At 53.5% G+C, this 15,776-nt stretch carries 17 protein-coding genes; 11 read left to right on the top strand and 6 right to left on the bottom strand.

What is annotated here, in order from left to right:
- Positions 1–84: 84 nt before the first annotated feature.
- The 8 genes from SPI6313_RS05710 to SPI6313_RS05680 all read left to right on the top strand — a co-directional run bounded on the left by SPI6313_RS05710 (position 85) and on the right by SPI6313_RS05680 (position 9,417).
- The gene (locus SPI6313_RS05710) at positions 85–981 is read left to right on the top strand and encodes a metallophosphoesterase family protein (protein ID WP_072620130.1); all 897 of its coding nucleotides are present in this window, start codon (positions 85–87) and stop codon (positions 979–981) included.
- Positions 982–1,074: 93 nt separating this feature from the next.
- Positions 1,075–1,986, top strand: coding sequence for a phosphate/phosphite/phosphonate ABC transporter substrate-binding protein (locus SPI6313_RS05705; RefSeq protein WP_084668907.1), 912 nt, complete (start codon positions 1,075–1,077; stop codon positions 1,984–1,986).
- A 13-nt stretch (positions 1,987–1,999) separates the two neighbouring features.
- Complete coding sequence (gene phnE / locus SPI6313_RS05700) at positions 2,000–2,833, top strand: phosphonate ABC transporter, permease protein PhnE (RefSeq protein ID WP_072620128.1); 834 nt, start codon at positions 2,000–2,002, stop codon at positions 2,831–2,833.
- Positions 2,834–2,880: 47 nt separating this feature from the next.
- Positions 2,881–4,203, top strand: coding sequence for a nicotinate phosphoribosyltransferase (locus tag SPI6313_RS05695; RefSeq protein ID WP_175551079.1), 1,323 nt, complete (start codon positions 2,881–2,883; stop codon positions 4,201–4,203).
- Positions 4,204–4,206: 3 nt separating this feature from the next.
- Positions 4,207–4,773, top strand: a complete 567-nt coding sequence (locus SPI6313_RS22225; protein WP_084668906.1) for a nicotinate-nucleotide adenylyltransferase — start codon at positions 4,207–4,209, stop codon at positions 4,771–4,773.
- The gene (locus tag SPI6313_RS05690) at positions 4,770–5,471 is read left to right on the top strand and encodes an NUDIX hydrolase (RefSeq protein WP_072620127.1); all 702 of its coding nucleotides are present in this window, start codon (positions 4,770–4,772) and stop codon (positions 5,469–5,471) included. The genes SPI6313_RS22225 and SPI6313_RS05690 overlap by 4 nt, the downstream gene beginning before the upstream one ends.
- Before the next feature lie 194 nt (positions 5,472–5,665).
- Complete coding sequence (locus SPI6313_RS05685; RefSeq protein ID WP_072620126.1) at positions 5,666–8,680, top strand: S8 family serine peptidase; 3,015 nt, start codon at positions 5,666–5,668, stop codon at positions 8,678–8,680.
- Positions 8,681–8,973: 293 nt separating this feature from the next.
- Positions 8,974–9,417, top strand: a complete 444-nt coding sequence (locus tag SPI6313_RS05680; RefSeq protein ID WP_072620125.1) for an aspartyl protease family protein — start codon at positions 8,974–8,976, stop codon at positions 9,415–9,417.
- 113 nt (positions 9,418–9,530) lie between these two features.
- Here SPI6313_RS05680 and SPI6313_RS05675 read toward each other — a convergent pair whose 3' ends face one another.
- The 4 genes from SPI6313_RS05675 to SPI6313_RS05660 all read right to left on the bottom strand — a co-directional run bounded on the left by SPI6313_RS05675 (position 9,531) and on the right by SPI6313_RS05660 (position 10,832).
- A complete protein-coding gene (locus SPI6313_RS05675; protein WP_072620124.1) occupies positions 9,531–9,836 on the bottom strand; it encodes a type II toxin-antitoxin system RelE/ParE family toxin in 306 nt (101 codons plus the stop codon).
- Between the two features lie 11 nt (positions 9,837–9,847).
- Positions 9,848–10,099 carry a ribbon-helix-helix domain-containing protein gene (locus SPI6313_RS05670; protein ID WP_072620123.1) on the bottom strand — a complete coding sequence of 84 codons (252 nt, stop codon included), beginning with the start codon at positions 10,097–10,099 and terminating at the stop codon, positions 9,848–9,850.
- A 179-nt stretch (positions 10,100–10,278) separates the two neighbouring features.
- Positions 10,279–10,569, bottom strand: coding sequence for a DUF2442 domain-containing protein (locus tag SPI6313_RS05665; RefSeq protein ID WP_072620122.1), 291 nt, complete (start codon positions 10,567–10,569; stop codon positions 10,279–10,281).
- A gap of 14 nt (positions 10,570–10,583) precedes the next feature.
- Positions 10,584–10,832, bottom strand: coding sequence for a DUF4160 domain-containing protein (locus SPI6313_RS05660; protein ID WP_072620121.1), 249 nt, complete (start codon positions 10,830–10,832; stop codon positions 10,584–10,586).
- Positions 10,833–10,850: 18 nt separating this feature from the next.
- Between SPI6313_RS05660 and SPI6313_RS23915 the strand changes: the two genes are divergently transcribed.
- The 3 genes from SPI6313_RS23915 (at position 10,851) to SPI6313_RS23375 (ending at position 11,761) form a co-directional block, all read left to right on the top strand.
- On the top strand, positions 10,851–11,309 hold the full coding sequence (locus tag SPI6313_RS23915) for a type II toxin-antitoxin system ParD family antitoxin (protein WP_217650513.1): 459 nt from the start codon (positions 10,851–10,853) through the stop codon (positions 11,307–11,309).
- A 127-nt stretch (positions 11,310–11,436) separates the two neighbouring features.
- Positions 11,437–11,631 (top strand): type II toxin-antitoxin system RelE/ParE family toxin, encoded by a 195-nt coding sequence (locus SPI6313_RS25010; RefSeq protein ID WP_342751628.1) that lies wholly within the window; start codon positions 11,437–11,439, stop codon positions 11,629–11,631.
- On the top strand, positions 11,615–11,761 hold the full coding sequence (locus SPI6313_RS23375) for a hypothetical protein (protein ID WP_175551078.1): 147 nt from the start codon (positions 11,615–11,617) through the stop codon (positions 11,759–11,761). Before SPI6313_RS25010 ends, SPI6313_RS23375 begins: the two co-directional genes overlap by 17 nt.
- On the opposite strand, the gene recG is transcribed toward SPI6313_RS23375, so the two are convergent.
- Together recG and SPI6313_RS05640 are read right to left on the bottom strand one after the other, a co-directional pair.
- Positions 11,758–14,205 carry an ATP-dependent DNA helicase RecG gene (recG, locus tag SPI6313_RS05645; RefSeq protein ID WP_072620120.1) on the bottom strand — a complete coding sequence of 816 codons (2,448 nt, stop codon included), beginning with the start codon at positions 14,203–14,205 and terminating at the stop codon, positions 11,758–11,760. The genes SPI6313_RS23375 and recG overlap by 4 nt on opposite strands.
- An 804-nt stretch (positions 14,206–15,009) precedes the next feature.
- Positions 15,010–15,738: a Uma2 family endonuclease gene (locus SPI6313_RS05640; protein WP_072620119.1), complete on the bottom strand. Its 729-nt coding sequence runs from the start codon at positions 15,736–15,738 to the stop codon at positions 15,010–15,012.
- Positions 15,739–15,776: the final 38 nt, after the last annotated feature.

The following is a 15,776-nucleotide window of genomic DNA, read 5'->3' as shown; positions in this document are numbered from 1 at the left end:
CGCTGCTCCCCCCTCACATCCACAAGTTAAACGTGCTCTCTTGTCACGACCATATCACCTCTAGATTCCGTTTTTAGTCAAATTATGAAGCGTCGTAACTTTTTCCATCTCCTCATGGGCATGACCGGCTTAGGGTTCAGCGCCTGTGCTGAATCCACGTTCTCCGCCCACAGCACCGCCCAACCGATCCAACCTCCAAGCGTTGATCCTCAAACACCGCTCCTCCGCTTTGTCTCCGTGGCGGATACGGGCACCGGCGTTTCTAATCAATACGCCGTCGCCAATGCCATGGCCAACCATTACCGCGCCAACCCCTATCCCCTCGTGGTACTGGCAGGCGACAACATCTACAACAATGGCGAAATCGAAAAAATCAATCAGGTCTTTGAAAAACCCTATGCACCGTTGTTAAGCGCCGGGGTCACCTTCCGTGCCGTCTTGGGGAATCATGACATTCGTACCGCAAACGGCGACCCGCAAGTGGCGTATCCCGGTTTTAATATGGACGGCCGTTACTACACCTTCCGTCAGGGAGCGGTGCAGTTTTTCGCCCTCGATACCAACTCCGGTGCAGATTGGGCGAACCAAATGCCCTGGCTCGAACAGCAGCTACAGGCAAGTGATGCGCCGTGGAAGGTGGTGTTTGGGCATCATCAGATCTATGGGTCGGGTCACTATGGCATGAATCAAGCCACCTGGGCCCAACAGGCGAAGGCCTTATTTAAAACCTATGGCGTGCAACTGTACATCAACGGCCATGAACACCACTACGAGCGGACGCGATCGCTCAATGGCACGACCTATATGATCACCGGAGCGGGGGCTGGGTTGCGACCGGTGGGACATTCCGCCTGGACAGAATATGCAGTATCCCGATTGAGCTTTGCTTCCTATACGGTGTACCCGGATCAGATTTTGATTGCAGGGATTGGCACCGATGGCCAGGTGTTTGATCGGGGCGCGATCGCTCGCCTCACTTAATCCATCTCTCAGCAAGTTTTCATCGTCCATCTCAGCCCGTCTGATACCGTCAACAAAGGGTGTCTCGAACGCCCACACCACACAATCCATTTAATGATGTTAACTACCCTGAAGCGATACGTTGAATTCATCATGTTGGGGCTAATGGTGATGGTGTTAACCGTCGCCTGTGGCACTTCTCCCAACCTCGAAGCGGACGCAGCCGCCCCGCTAAAATTCGGTGTTGGCCCCTATTTCCCCACCCCCAACGAAACCCGCGATCAATTTAACCCCCTGTTTGAGAAATTGGCGGCGGCGGTGGATCGCGAAGCGGATGTGACCGTGACGGAAGATTGGGTGGGGATTTCGGAGGCCCTGCGGGCAGGAACGTTAGATGTGGCGTGGTTGGGCCCTTGGGGCTATGTCTTGGCGAACCATGAAACGCCGGAGATTCAAGCGATCGCCACGGTGAAATATAACGAAAAACCCACCTACCACTCGGTTTTGATGGCTCGCGCCGATGCCCCCTTTGACACCTTGGACGACGCGATCGCCCAAAGTCAGGCCGGGGAACAATTGAAAATCAGTCTCGCTGATGTGGGGTCTACCTCCGGTTGGCTGATTCCCACCGCCGAGTTTAAAACCCGCAACATTGACCCCAAACAAGTGTTTGATTACAGCGAAGGGGCATCCCACGCCGCCCAAGCGATCGCCGTCCTCAGCGGCCAAGTGGACATCGCCTCGGACTACGATCGCAACCTCGACGTATTAGCCAGCACCGACCGGATCAACCGCGACGACCTCAAAATCATCTGGGAATCCGACCCGCTGCCCAATGACCCGATCGCCGTGCGGGGCGGCTTACCCGCCGATGTGATCGAGGGTTTACAAACTGCCTTGGTGGAGATTTCCGCGGCCGAAGCCAAGGAACTCCTGCCGGAAAACTACACCGGATTCGTCAGTTCCGACGGCAAAAACTACACCCCGATCCAAGCCGCTGGTAAAGCGGTGAACATCTTAAATTAATCGCGCCTGACCGATGGCAAACACCCAAACTCCCCCCTCAGCGGATCATCTCGATCAGATTCTGCGCCTGGAGCAGCGTCGCCGGGGTCGGCGGTGGTGGGTGGGGCGATGCGGGTTGGTGGGGGTGGCGATCGCGCTCCTGATCGCCAGTGTACGCACGACGGAAATTAACCTGTGGGAGTTGGTGACGGGGTTGCCGCGTTTGGGGTCGTGGGTAACGCGATCGTGGCCGCCGGATCTGTCGGAGTTGCCCAGTTTTATGGTGGCAATCTGGGAAACCTTGGCGATCGCCCTCCTCGGTACGGGCATCGCGATCCTGTTGGCGTTCCCGTTGTCGATCTTGATTGCCCGCAACTTAACCCCTGCAACAGCGATCGCATTACCGTTGCGGGGGGTGTTAAATCTGTTGCGGGGGATTGATACGGCAATTTTTGCGTTGTTTTTTGTGGCGGTGGTGGGGTTGGGTCCCTTTGCCGGAATGTTGGGGGTGGCGTTCCATACAACGGGATCAATGGCGAAACTCTACGCTGAACTGTTGGAAACCCTGCCCCCGGAACCGATTGAAGCGATCGAGGTGACGGGGTGCGATCGCATCCGAACCTTTTCCTTTGCCGTGTTGCCGGAAGCGTTGCCGGGGTTGGTGGGCATTAGCTTGTATTTGTGGGAATTCAATGTGCGATCGTCCGTCATCCTCGGCATTGTTGGGGCGGGGGGGATTGGCTATGAATTGCTAGTCAGTTTGAAATTATTGGATTTTGGCCGCTTGGCGACAATTTTGGGCTTGATTTTGATCATGGTGAGCGCGATCGATTGGCTCAGTGCCCAACTCCGCCAGCGGCTATCCTAAGCGAGGGGCGATCGCCCCTCGCTAACCACCCATCGTTACTGCTCATCATGACCCCTAATTCATCCCTCCACCTGACTCCCACTGACTACAGTTTGCTGACGGACTTGTATCAATTGACGATGGCCAGTTGTTATGTGGGGGAGGGGTTGGCGATGAAACCGGCCAGTTTTGAACTGTTTGCGCGATCGCTCCCATCGGATTTTGGCTATCTGATCGCCATGGGTCTAGAGCAGGTTTTAGAGTATTTGACAGAGTTCCGATTCAGCACGAAGCAGATCGAGGCGTTGCAGGCGACGGGGATTTTTGACCAAGCCCCGGCGGCATTTTGGGATCTGTTGGCGGCGGGAGGGTTCACGGGGGATCTGTGGGCGGTACCGGAAGGAACGGCAGTGTTTCCCCAGGAGCCGCTGTTACGCATTGATGCGCCGCTGTGGCAAGCGCAACTGGTGGAAACCTATCTGCTCAACACGATGAATTATCAAACCTTGATCGCGACGCGGGCGGCCCGGTTGCGGCAGGCAGCGGGGGCTGAGGCGATGATCTTGGAGTTTGGGACGCGGCGGGCCTTTAGTCCCCAGGGGGCGGTGTGGGCGGCGCGGGCGGCCTTGGCGGCGGGATTAGATGCCACGTCGAATGTATTAGCGGCGTTGCAGTTGGGGGAAAAACCGGCGGGGACGATGGCCCATGCTTTGGTGATGGCGATTGGCGCGATCGCCGGCTCGGAAGACGAAGCCTTGGCGGCGTTTCATCGCTATTTTCCCGGTGCGCCCTTGTTAATTGATACCTACGATGCGATCGCCGCTGCCCAACGCTTGGCCGCGGGCGATCGCACCATCACCGGGATTCGCCTCGATTCCGGGGATTTGGTCAGCCTTTCCCAACAGGTTCACGCCCTCTTACCGGAGGCGGCGATTTTTGCCAGCGGGGATTTGGATGAATGGGAAATTGAGCGGTTACGGGCAGCGGGAGCCTGTTTACAGGGCTACGGCGTGGGAACGCGCCTAGTGACGGGCAACCCGGTGAATGGGGTCTATAAATTGGTGGACATTGACGGTATCCCGACGATGAAACAGTCCAGCAGCAAGGCCACCTATCCGGGGCGTAAACAGATCTACCGTCAACCGGGGCGCGATCGCCTCACCCTTGCCACCAGCGCCGCCCAACCCGGCGAAATCCCCCTCCTAACGTTGATGATGCGCCAGGGTAAACGGTGTTATCCTGTGGAATCCTTGGCCGAAATTCGCGATCGCACCCAAACCAACGTCGCCCAACTCCCCGACCCCGTCCGCGCCCTGCGCCACCCCGCCCCCTACCCGGTCGAAATTTCCCCCGACCTCGCCCAACTCCAACAGTCCTGCCGCCGCGCCTAACCCATGGAACATATCGCCCTCTTTGGAACCAGTGCTGACCCGCCCACCGCTGGCCACGCCACGATCCTCCGCTGGCTCGCCCACCATTACGATCACGTTGCCGTCTGGGCTTCCGATAACCCGATGAAAGCCGGACAAACTCCCCTAGAGCATCGAATGGAAATGCTCGGTCTCGTGGTGCAGGACTTGCAGCGGGACTGTTCCCATGTGCATCTCTATCCGGACTTGAGCCAACGCCGTACCCTCCACACCGTCGAGCGGGCGCGGCAACGTTGGCCCGGAGCGCAGTTTGATTTTGTGATCGGGTCGGATTTATTAGCCCAGTTGCCCCAGTGGTATCACGTCGATGAACTGTTACAACAGGTGCGCTTACGGATTATGCCGCGCCCCGGTTATCCGATTGATGGGGAGCCATTGGCGGTGTTGCAGGATTTGGGGGCGGACTATGCGATCGCCGACTGCACCCCCCCGGCTGTTTCCTCCAGTCATTACCGACAGGAAGGCGATCGCACCGCCATTCTGCCCCCCGTCGCCGCCTATATCGATCGCACCCAACTCTATGCCTCATGAGCGGTGCTGCCCCCTTAGCCGAATTTAAAGTCGGTGTGGATAATGTGATTTTTTCCGTTGATCCAGAGCAGCAGCGGCTGTTTGTGCTGTTGATTAAACGCTTGCACCCCCCCTGTCAACATCAATGGAGCCCGCCCGGAACCCTCGTCCGTCACGGGGAATCCCTCGAAGCCGCCGCCCGTCGCATTCTCCAGGAAAAAATCAAAGTTCACAACCTCTATCTAGAACAGTTGTATACCTTCGGCGCACCGGGAAGCGATCGCGCCTCAGCCCCCCATCGTTACCTCTCCGTTAGTTATTTCGCCCTCGTCCGCCGCGAAGCCGCCGAACTGATTACCCGTGAAGGGGGGATGACCGCTTGGTTTAGCGTCCCCAGCCTCCCCACCCTCGCCTTCGACCATCACAACATCCTCAACTACGGCCTGCGCCGTCTCCGCAACAAACTCGAATACAGCCCGATCGCCTTTGAAGTCCTCCCCGATGTCTTCACCCTCAACGAGGTCTATCAACTCTACTGCACCGTCCTCGGCGAAAATTTTGCCGACTATTCCAATTTCCGCGCCCGTCTCCTCAAACTTGGCATCCTCCAAGATACGGGCGTTAAGGCCTCACGGGGAGCCGGTCGCCCGGCGAGTCTCTATCGCTTTGATGCGATCGCCTTTGAACCCCTGCGCCACAAACCCCTTGTGTTTGTGTAACGCCTTCGCCCTTCATGAATCTTTCACAAAACTCGCCCCATTCTTCATCGAACCTTTACAGAAAAAACGGATTTCACTGCATAAAAAGAAATAAAAATCCTAGATAACTTAACAGGTGCATTTATTGTCTGAATGATTCAAGCCAGTTCTGTCGAACTCGCCCACTTCTGCACAAAATTACCGTGTAACTATCGATGTCTAAGTCTCCACAATCCCCATCGACCTTTCACGCCTTCATCCTTGAACCGATCCTGACTCCGAGTGCGATCGCAGATAGTCCGTTTGACGAGCAGCCCGATTTCGATGATGTCAATGTTGATGATCTTCTGGACAATTTAGAGGGCGATCGCACCGCTGATTCCCTGCCTTTTGATCCCGCTGATATTGAGTTAATCCCATTCGCCTCTCCCTCCGATTCTCCCTACACCGGCGGGGAGTTTACTGTCGGTGAGGATGGCACGGTGGGCATCGATTTTCTCTTTGATGGGGGCGCATTCCGTCGCGGCGAAGTGGGGATTTTCAGCCTGGAGGGTCTCGATCCCGATCGTGAAGATTTCACCCAATTGGCAGCACAGCGGGCGTTAAGTAATTCCGAGCACGGCCATGTGGTGATTTCCGATGCCACCGATGGGGCGCGGTTCAGCGGCAGGATGCGCGAGGCGGATTTTAACGCTGGGAACTATCAAGGGGTGCGGGAATTTGACATGAAGGCGGGCGATCGCTTCGGAATCATGCTCGCGTCGAATCACTCCATCGAAGAGGTGGCCAATGGCAAGATCGAAAACGTCCGCTTCTCCATGTCCCGCCCCGACAGTGATCTACAGTTCGGCCAGGTTGCCGATGTGACGGGCGACGGCAATACGTTCGCCTTTGAAGATGTCACCCTCGCAGAGAGCGATCGCGACTATAACGACATCGTGTTCCAGGTGCGCGGCGCAACAGCGGAAACCGCCCTCATGGATGAAGTGGTCGCCGAGGGGCGCGATTGGCGTACCCACAACATGGGCGAAGCCTTGATCGAATACGCGAAGGCCTACACCGATAATGTGGACTATACCGCTGCGCAATTTGAAGCGGCGCGGGAGTTTCAGCCCTTGGTGGGCGTGATTGATTCCGGGGTCGATGCCGATGCGTTGGGCATGGATGCGGACGCGATTTTGACGGGTTCGGATTTTGTCGATGAGGATAGTAATTCGCTGCTCGCAACAGGTGAAGGAGACAATCATGGTACACAAGTGGCGGGTCTGATTACCAATGTGAATGATGATGCGCCGCTCTGGGTGGGGCGTGCGATCGGGTCGGGTCACTGGGCGGAGTCCCTGGTGGAATTTGTCGATGCGGCGGTGGAGTCGGAGCAACCCAACGCAGTGGTGAATCTCAGTTTTGACCTCACCCAAATCGACGCAGCGGGCAACGTGACCACCCGCACCGAGTTCACACCGATGGAAATGGCGGCGTTGGAATATGCCCGGCAAAATGATGTCCTCGTTGTGGCGGCTTCGGGGAATCAGGGGGCGTTGATGTCGGCGTTGGGTCAAGCCTCGGAACGGTTCGACAACATCATCACGGTGGGGGCAGCGGAACAGGTTGACCCGGATGCTTCCAATTGGCAAGGCTACGATCGCGCCACCTATTCCAGTTATGGCCAAGGCTTAGACATTATGGCCAATGGCGGCACGGAAGCAAATCCCATCGGGGGCGGCTATGGTTCATCAATGGCAGCAGCACAGGTAACGGGCGCAATTTCCCAGGTCTGGGCAGCAAATCCGGACTTGAGTTATCAACAAGCGATCGCGCTCCTCAAACAAACCGCCACGGATCTCGGCGCTGCTAACCCCGACCTCGAAACGGGCGCAGGTCTACTCAACGTCGCCGCCGCCGTCCACCTCGCGAAAACCATCAAAGCCGAAGAATACGAAAAGGAATTGCAACGAATTTCCTTGAGTTGGAGCGGCCAGGAGGAGTTTGAAGCAACGGAACGAGCCGCCAATCCTGACGCAACCAGTTCAGCTTCTGGCCAGTCGGTCAGTGGTTCGCAATCTTCCATGTCGTGGCGATCCTTCCTCAATATCTTCAATAATCCCACAAGTTCAGGATTCCAAAAATTTCTCGGTAACGTTTTTGAGTTGATTTTCGGTACACCTCCCGTTAAGTCTTCTGCACCAAATGACTTCAACGGCGATGGTAAGTCCGACATCCTCTGGCGAAATGATAAAACCGGACAAAACTCCATCTGGTTAATGGGTGGTGCGGATGGTCACACTGTTCTCAACAACGATGTGATTACAACTGTTGATAACCTGGATTGGAAAATGGAAGGGACTGGTGACTTCAACGGCGATGGTAAGTCCGACATCCTCTGGCGAAATGACAAAACCGGACAAAACTCCATCTGGTTAATGGGTGGTGCGGATGGTCACACTGTTCTCAACAACAATGAGATTGAGGGTGTCAATCATCCTGATTGGAAAATCATGCCTGATTCCGATTCACTAGGCAACTACTATCCCAATATTGATGATGCTCTAACTACTTACTTTAGCGATCGCGCAGACTGGCAGGGTGCGAGCATTGAAGCAATGTGGGATCGTGTTGGTGGTGCAAGTGGTCAGTATGGGAAATATCACTCACACATTGGTTCTGGAGAATGGACTAAACCCATGCCAGATGACGTTTTGAAGATATATGAAGATCTATCGAAGACTATCTTTGTTGGTGATCCAAAAACTGTAACTTCAGGATATGCCTATGATCGTGGTTACTACAACGGTTCTACCTCTGCTCACTCTGGCATAGATATTAGCAACAGTGTTACTAACGTTCGTTCTCCTATCAATGGAGTTGTTGCAATTGCTCCTTACAAGGAAATCTACAAAGGGAAATACAATGGCTGGACAATGGCCATTGACGAAACTGATTCTAGTGGTCAAAAAACGGGGCGTCGCTGGTGGTTTGTTCATTTGAAGCCCCCTGGTTCATATTGGCTCTCGCAAGGTTCTACCATATCCGCAGGTCAAACGATTCTTTCCTCTGGGAATGAACAGAATCATTTACATCTTGCTGTTCAGAATGTTGGTGGAAGTGTGAGTAATGGTTATGGCTCCTATAATCAGGCTGTCAATAGTGTACTGACTCGCACGATGAGTCCACTTCACGCATTCTGGAAAGCACAGAATGGTATTAAAGAATCTGTGATTTGGAATGGGTAACGCGATCGCGCCCCCAACCCAATAAGTAGGCCGGCCCTGAAATGATCAACTATGTTTCCGACTGTGAACAAGGCTCAAGCCCCTATCTGATAAGGAGTACAGCGATATTTACATTTCTCAACATAGATGATCTTTTTTACCCCGACCTACTTAAACCCCAACGCACCGCCGCCCCCACCCACCCGGCAGCGGTGCGTTTTTCCGTCCGGGCGCGGGCGTGTCTGTCGGGGCAGATGGGGCCCCTCCCCGCCAAGATTAGCCATAATCAAGGTAGAGTCACAGGGACGAAAATCATGTCAACCCCAACTGCAACACCCATGGGCAAAATCATCACCACCCTAACAATCATCAATCGCATCGACCAAGCTAACGCAGGGCGAGGCCTGCTCCCCGCCGAGGAAGTTCGTTCCATCACCCTCGATAACGTCCTAGTTGATACGGGCGCGACAACTCTATGTTTGCCGAGTGATGCGATCGCGCAACTGGGTTTAGACTTGCTCAAAGAAGTGGATGTATCCACAGCAACCGGCTTCAGTAAAGCCAAGATCTTTCAAGATGCCCGTATTTCTTTGCTTGGACGTGAAGGCACATTTGAATGTTTAGAATTACCCGGCGGACGTGACCCCTTGCTTGGTGTGATTCCTCTTGAAGCCTTGGGCATTGAATTAGATTTAAAAAATCAACAATTGCGAGTTCTACCGGAAACATCAATGGATACATATTTGACAATTTTGTGATCGCGCCCCCAACCCCATAAACCCCAACACACCGCCGCCCCCACCCACCCCGCAGCGGTGCGTTTTCCGTCCGGGCTTGAGCGTGTCTGTCGGGGCGGATGAGATCCGCCCACTTAATTACTGTCATTTTCAAAGAGTGCTTCCATATTCCGTCTGCCATTCACAAATCTGACCACCTCAACCACTTCTGCGGTCACTCGATACAACATGATGTAACTCGATACCGTCAACCCTCGTAGGTCGGCGCGAATGTGCGAATAACGACGACCCGAATAAGGAAACCGAGCAACCTGTTGACACTTCTCAGTGAACGCTTGAAAAAGCTGCTCACCCGCTTCAACATTGTGCATTAGATAATAGTCTGCAATCTCCTGTAAATCTCGGCTCGCAGATGGTGCAATAACATAACGACGTTCCATGTCGCTATCCTTTAGGCTCGGCGAAATTGCTCTCGAAAATGCTTCATGACCATTTCACCCTCTAAGCCTTCCCCACCCTCTAACTCCGCGATCGCCTCATTGACCTTAGCTCGTGTCTCATCGATCCAATCTTGGTACTCCCCTTGCAACTTGGCGAGAAGATGTACCGCCAAATCAACCACCTCGTCCGCATTCGCATATTTCCCACTTGCGACTTGAGCGGCGATAAAATCTTGGTGCTGGTCGTTAATGGTAATCTTCATGGCTGGGTAGAGTGACAATTGTTTCTATTGCCTAGAGTCTAAATCAAACCCTTGAAAACGGCTACAACAAACAAGGGAGACCAGCGCGATCGCGCCCCCCACTCCATAACCCCCAACGCACCGCCGCCCCCACCCACCCGGCAGCGGTGCGTTTTTCTGTGGGGCTTGTCAAAATTCTGCTAAAGATTGCCACTCTGTTCTAGATTGTGATGCAAGTCTTCCTCTGTGAAAGGAATACCATTTTTCCACAACTCGTATTCACTAATATCAATATTTTCATTCCAGACCAAGGCATATCCCCCTGCTTCAATTTCAAAATTCTTAAAAAAGTGAGGATTTTTGAGCAAAGAAAATAAGGGATTCTCTAATAACTTCAAAATATTGTACTTTCGGATCTCTTGATTAGAGAACTTAATTAGCAATGTACAGTCATCAATGGCTTGAGCAGAAATGATATGAGGTGGCTTCATAGCTTCTAATCTGATTATTTTAAGGGTGGAAGTTTGATAAATTCTTGACTATTCCAAATATTGATTAAATCTTTTTGGTATAAAGTTGCCCACTCCAGTACCATCTTTTCGGCACGGTTGGGTAAATCTCCTTCAATGATTTGCAAAGATTCAATGCCAATCAGCGCATTATATTCACCATAAATTGAATGAAAGTGAGGTGGAGAATGATCTCCAAAAAACATTTTGATAACGATTCCATAAAATCGTGTAATTTCTGGCATGTTTCGTAAGCAAAAAATATGATTACTGTAAAATTCTACCTCAAACTATCTACAACACCGATCGCGCCCCAACCCCATCAACCCCAACGCACCGCCGCCCCACCCACCCGGCAGCGGTACGTTTTTCCGTGGGGCTTAGGCGTGTTGTCGCTGCAATCATGGCAAGAAATGACAAATATTGCCATAATGAGTGCAACCCTAATTAAACACCGTGCCATGAAAACCATGAATGTATCCTTGCCCGATACGATGCGGGACTACATCGAAGAACAAGTGAAAATCGGCGGGTATGGCAGCATTAGTGAGTACATGCGCGATCTGATTCGTCAAGATCAAAAACGGAAAGCCCAAGAACAACTTGAAACTCGTTTACTTGCAGGATTAAACTCAGGCCCCGCGATGACGATGAATGATCGTGATTGGGCAGACATTCGCCAAGCCGTGCAAGAACGCCTCAAGGGTAAAGAGCATGGGTGAAGTGCAGAAGTGCCCCCAGGTTATGCACGATTTGATTGAAATTGCAACCTATATTGCAGCCCATGATATAGACAATGGAGAGCAATTTCTGTATGCAGCAGAAGCGACATTTAAACAATTAGGATAAATGCCAAATCTCGGAAAATCCTGTCAGTTTTCCCACGTTCGCTTGCAAAATATTCGCCAAATCGCAGTGAGAGGATTCAGAAAATATTTGATTTTTTATCAGGTCACGATCGCAGGTGTTGAGATTATTCGAGTCCTCCACGGATCGCGAGATATGATGAGCATTTTAGGGACAGATTATGATGAAGACAATTAAATCGCGATCGCGCCCCCAACCCCATCAACCCCAACACACCGCCGCCCCACCCACCCGGCAACGGTTTGATTTTTGGGAAGTGCAGGGCCGAATAATAGCGCGATCGCATCCCCTCTACCGCATTCCTTAATTGAGCATGGTGCCGCCCATCAGTTTGCGATCGCGCTCTTCTAATTCTGCTTTTAAGGAGGGATGATCGCGCAATTCTGGATCAGCCAAAATGAGTTTTTCTGCCCCATCCCGCGCCAACAACAACACATCTTGATCATCCACTAAACTGGCCAGAGCAAAATCTGCTAAACCCGTTTGCCGCGTTCCCAAAACTTCCCCCGGCCCCCGTAAACGCAGATCCATTTCTGCAATAAAAAAACCATCTTGGGACTGTTCCAGCACATTCAACCGTTGGCGTGAATCTGGGTTTTTACTGCTACTCATTAAAAAACAATAGGACTGATGCGATCCGCGCCCCACGCGCCCCCGTAATTGGTGCAATTGGGATAGGCCGAACCGCTCCGCATTTTCGATTAACATTACCGTTGCATTGGGCACATCGACCCCTACTTCAATCACCGTTGTTGACACAATAATCGGCGTTTCATTGTCCCGAAATTGGCGCAGGGCTGCTTCTTTTTCTGCCCCTTTCATGCGACCGTGGAGGAGTCCCACTTGGACTTCTGGAAAGATGGTGGATTGTAAGCGATCGTGTTCTTTGGTGGCGGCTTTAACGTCGAGTTTTTCCGACTCTTCAATCAGGGGAAAAATGATGTAGGCTTGGCGACCTTGGGCGAGTTCGCGGCGGATGAGGTCGTAGGCTTGGGGGCGTTGTTTGGCGGATAAAACGGTGGTTTGGATGGCTTGGCGACCGGGGGGGAGTTCGTCGATTTGGGAGACATCGAGGTCGCCGTGGAGGCTGAGGGAGAGGGTGCGGGGGATGGGGGTGGCGGTCATGGTGAGGACGTGGGGGGACTGACCTTTGGCGAGGAGTCGCGCCCGTTGCTTGACCCCAAAACGGTGTTGCTCATCGATGACCACGAGGCCCAATTGGCGAAACTGTACTGGGTCTTCGATCAGGGCGTGGGTTCCGACTAATAACGGGAGTTCGCCGGTGTAGAGTTGGCTGTGGATGTCGCGGCGTTTTTTGACTCCGGTGGAGCCGGTGAGGAGTTCAACGGGGAGATGGAGGAGGTTGAACCATTCGACGAGTTTGCGGTAATGCTGTTCGGCGAGGACTTCGGTGGGGGCCATGAGGGCGGCTTGATACCCGGCTTGGATGGCGGCGAGGATGGCGACGACGGCGACGACGGTTTTTCCTGACCCGACATCGCCTTGGACGAGGCGATTCATGGGGGTTTCGGAGGCGAGGTCTTGGAGGATGTCGCTGATCACTCGTTGTTGGGCGGTGGTGAGTTGGAAGGGGAGGAGGGTCCGGAAGCGATCGCTCAATTCCCCCGTGGTCGCTAACACAACGCTGGTCTGCTGTTGTTGTCGCTCTTGACGGCGGCGCAAAAAGCCCAATTGGAGGTAGAAAAATTCATCAAAAATGAGGCGACGGCGGGCTTGGGCGAGGTGGTCATGGTCGGGAGGGAAATGGAGATGGCGCAGGGCGGTGGGCAGATCGACAAATCCATATTGCTCCCGAATCGCGATCGGAAGAGGGTCGGTTAAATGTTCCACTGCTGGCAGTGCCGCCACGATCGCCCGCCGCACATTGTCCGCCGTCACCCCTTCCGTGAGGGGATACACCGGCACAATCCGCCCAATTTTCAACGACTCCAATTCACCATCGGGGCCATCGAGCACTTCTACTTCGGGGTTATCGAGGGTTAAGCCGTATTTATTCGCCTTCACCAGTCCAGAGGCGGCAGCGGTGACACCGACGGGATAGTAAGCCTCTTGGGATTTTTGCCAACCGCGATTGCTAAACCGAGAGCCGTGATAGAAGCGACTGAGTTTAATTTGACCGGTGCGATCGCGCAATCGTAATTCCCAGATTGTTAACTGTTGATTGCGCGGACTGGTGAAACAGCGGCAACTCTTCACCGTCCCAATCAATGTCACCGTTTCCCCCGGTTCAAGCTCCGCAATATTGGCTTGGCGAGCATAGTCGATATGGTCGCGGGGATAGTAAAACAGCGCATCCCGCACCCTGCAAAGATCTAAGCGCACCAAGGCTTTCACCCCTCGCCGCCCCTTCAGACTCGGAAGCTCCACCAAGGGCAGATCCAGAGAGATTGGCCCCGCACTGGGGGAGGCTTGGGCGATGGGGGTGCGCTGAAGGCGGGATGGTTGGGGCGTTGAGGGGGGAGCGAGGAGGGCTTGGATCAGATGGCGGGCGGCGGCGATCGCTGCCCGGCGTTGGCTCAGGGTTGCCTCCGGATAGCGGGCAAAATCCGCGGCCAGTTTCGCCCATTGTCGCCGCTGATCCGGTGTACCTTGGTGCAGAGTTTGCCCAAAACTGAGGGTCATAAACTCGCTAAACCGATACTGGTTACCCTGCATATCGGCAAAGCCGCGATCGGCTTCAACGGCAAGGGCTTTTTTGAGTCGTAACCAGTCCGGCGGCGCGTGGGTCATGGCAGCGAGAGGGATGGAGCGAATTCATTGTAGCGAGTCCAGGATCAAGAACAAAAGTACCGTTTCTGACGTGGCATCCCCTTCGTGTCTTTACCAAAGCTTCATATAGTCTTAGCCTTTTATAAAAGTTTCGGGAAGTAAACCCGTTGCCCCTTGGCGGCATCCGCAAAACTACGGTTTAGTAAAAAGGAACACCCGCACATCTGACCGGATGGCTCATAAAAAAAAGCTCCAACGAAACGTTGGGCTTTGGGTTTAATCACAGCTAATGACAGTATAGTCTACGGGTGCTCGTCTTGCCACCGTGTCGGGCAAACCATAGCTTGGCTAGGGTTTAATTACAGGGCCAGTCTGGGGGCTGCTTTGCCATGGACAAATGCAGAAACGAGTCGCTTTCGTCATCATTGTGGTTTAACCACAGCTTTAGCTCTTTTCTGTCCCCCCAAATTAGTTCTAAAATTTCTAGGTCTCACAAATACATCAAAACATCTACCCAAGGGTGAGCTAACAAACGTTGCTCACTCTTTTTCCTGCTGGAACAGAAGACATCGAGCAGGGAAAACACGCCAATTAAGCCCATGATGCGATCGCATCCCGTCCGCGAAACGTTGAGCAACCTAACGACACGCCCTAACACGCTCTAACCATCGATTGCTCTGACAGTTGAGGCTTAATTGGTGGGTTTAATCATGGTTAGCCTTCAGTATAGGTGGGGGGTTTCACCCTTCACCTCCGTAAATTCCTGGAGACCAGCAAGATTCAGCCGAATGGCGGATCAGGCTCAAATTCTCTCAAACTCGAAGGCTATGCCTCTGGATCTAACCCCGCCGCCCGCAATTGTGCCAAGAGTCGCTCCGCTCGCGCTCGTTCCTGCTCCGCTCGTTCTCGCTCCTGCTCCGCCCGTTCACTATCCCACAGCAGCAAATTCCCCGACTCATCCCACCAGCGCAACCAATCCCCCGATCGCCCAAACCCTTCTCCCTGCCACGACCCCAACGCCAAACCTAACTCCGGCAACCAATGCCGCTCCGCTGCATCTGGAGTTTGCAGTTGATAGCGTCCATTTTCATCCAGGCGGTACAGTTCGAGCAGAGATTGAACGGGATTGAAAATCACATACACCGGAACCTGTAACACCCGCTCATAGAAATACCATTTGCCCGGCGGATAGGTGGGTTTAATCGAATATTCACCGCCTTCTGTTGCTGAGATAAACTCCATGACGACTAAGGGAGTCCCGCCGTGGACTTGAGGGGTATAACTCCGCTCGATTGTCTCTGGGGGGGCTGCAACGTGAGGCACATAAACCCAATCCGGAGCCTTGACGACGATTTTGTCGTTGAGGGTGGCACAAATGCCGTAGTTAGTAGCGATGAGGTGTGGCTCAGTGGAATCAAGATGGTGACGGAAGGCGTTGGTGAGGGCTTCCGCGAGAAGAGACTGCGTGAGGTTGTCCACGGGGTCATCGGGTAAACAGTAATCCTCCGGTAAAGGTTCCCAGGTGATGGTGAGGGCTTGGGGGGTCGCGATCATGGCGTGGGAAGAGTAGCGGGGTTTATGGTGTCTATTAT

The sequence above is a fragment of the Spirulina major PCC 6313 genome, from assembly GCF_001890765.1.
GTDB classification, from domain to species: Bacteria; Cyanobacteriota; Cyanobacteriia; order Cyanobacteriales; family Spirulinaceae; genus Spirulina; species Spirulina major.
Note: the sequence above shows the minus strand (reverse complement) of the source record. Positions and strands in the feature narration are given on the sequence as shown.

What these genes read in the sequence shown, in the direction of transcription:
- SPI6313_RS05710 (WP_072620130.1), top strand. Translation starts at nt 85, where the DNA reads ATGAAGCGTCGTAACTTTTTCCATCTCCTCATGGGCATGACCGGCTTA.
- SPI6313_RS05705 (WP_084668907.1), top strand. Translation starts at nt 1,075, where the DNA reads ATGATGTTAACTACCCTGAAGCGATACGTTGAATTCATCATGTTGGGG.
- phnE (WP_072620128.1), top strand. Translation starts at nt 2,000, where the DNA reads ATGGCAAACACCCAAACTCCCCCCTCAGCGGATCATCTCGATCAGATT.
- SPI6313_RS05695 (WP_175551079.1), top strand. Translation starts at nt 2,881, where the DNA reads ATGACCCCTAATTCATCCCTCCACCTGACTCCCACTGACTACAGTTTG.
- SPI6313_RS22225 (WP_084668906.1), top strand. Translation starts at nt 4,207, where the DNA reads ATGGAACATATCGCCCTCTTTGGAACCAGTGCTGACCCGCCCACCGCT.
- SPI6313_RS05690 (WP_072620127.1), top strand. Translation starts at nt 4,770, where the DNA reads ATGAGCGGTGCTGCCCCCTTAGCCGAATTTAAAGTCGGTGTGGATAAT.
- SPI6313_RS05685 (WP_072620126.1), top strand. Translation starts at nt 5,666, where the DNA reads ATGTCTAAGTCTCCACAATCCCCATCGACCTTTCACGCCTTCATCCTT.
- SPI6313_RS05680 (WP_072620125.1), top strand. Translation starts at nt 8,974, where the DNA reads ATGTCAACCCCAACTGCAACACCCATGGGCAAAATCATCACCACCCTA.
- SPI6313_RS05675 (WP_072620124.1), bottom strand. Translation starts at nt 9,836, where the DNA reads ATGGAACGTCGTTATGTTATTGCACCATCTGCGAGCCGAGATTTACAG.
- SPI6313_RS05670 (WP_072620123.1), bottom strand. Translation starts at nt 10,099, where the DNA reads ATGAAGATTACCATTAACGACCAGCACCAAGATTTTATCGCCGCTCAA.
- SPI6313_RS05665 (WP_072620122.1), bottom strand. Translation starts at nt 10,569, where the DNA reads ATGAAGCCACCTCATATCATTTCTGCTCAAGCCATTGATGACTGTACA.
- SPI6313_RS05660 (WP_072620121.1), bottom strand. Translation starts at nt 10,832, where the DNA reads ATGCCAGAAATTACACGATTTTATGGAATCGTTATCAAAATGTTTTTT.
- SPI6313_RS23915 (WP_217650513.1), top strand. Translation starts at nt 10,851, where the DNA reads ATGATTACTGTAAAATTCTACCTCAAACTATCTACAACACCGATCGCG.
- SPI6313_RS25010 (WP_342751628.1), top strand. Translation starts at nt 11,437, where the DNA reads ATGCCAAATCTCGGAAAATCCTGTCAGTTTTCCCACGTTCGCTTGCAA.
- SPI6313_RS23375 (WP_175551078.1), top strand. Translation starts at nt 11,615, where the DNA reads ATGATGAAGACAATTAAATCGCGATCGCGCCCCCAACCCCATCAACCC.
- recG (WP_072620120.1), bottom strand. Translation starts at nt 14,205, where the DNA reads ATGACCCACGCGCCGCCGGACTGGTTACGACTCAAAAAAGCCCTTGCC.
- SPI6313_RS05640 (WP_072620119.1), bottom strand. Translation starts at nt 15,738, where the DNA reads ATGATCGCGACCCCCCAAGCCCTCACCATCACCTGGGAACCTTTACCG.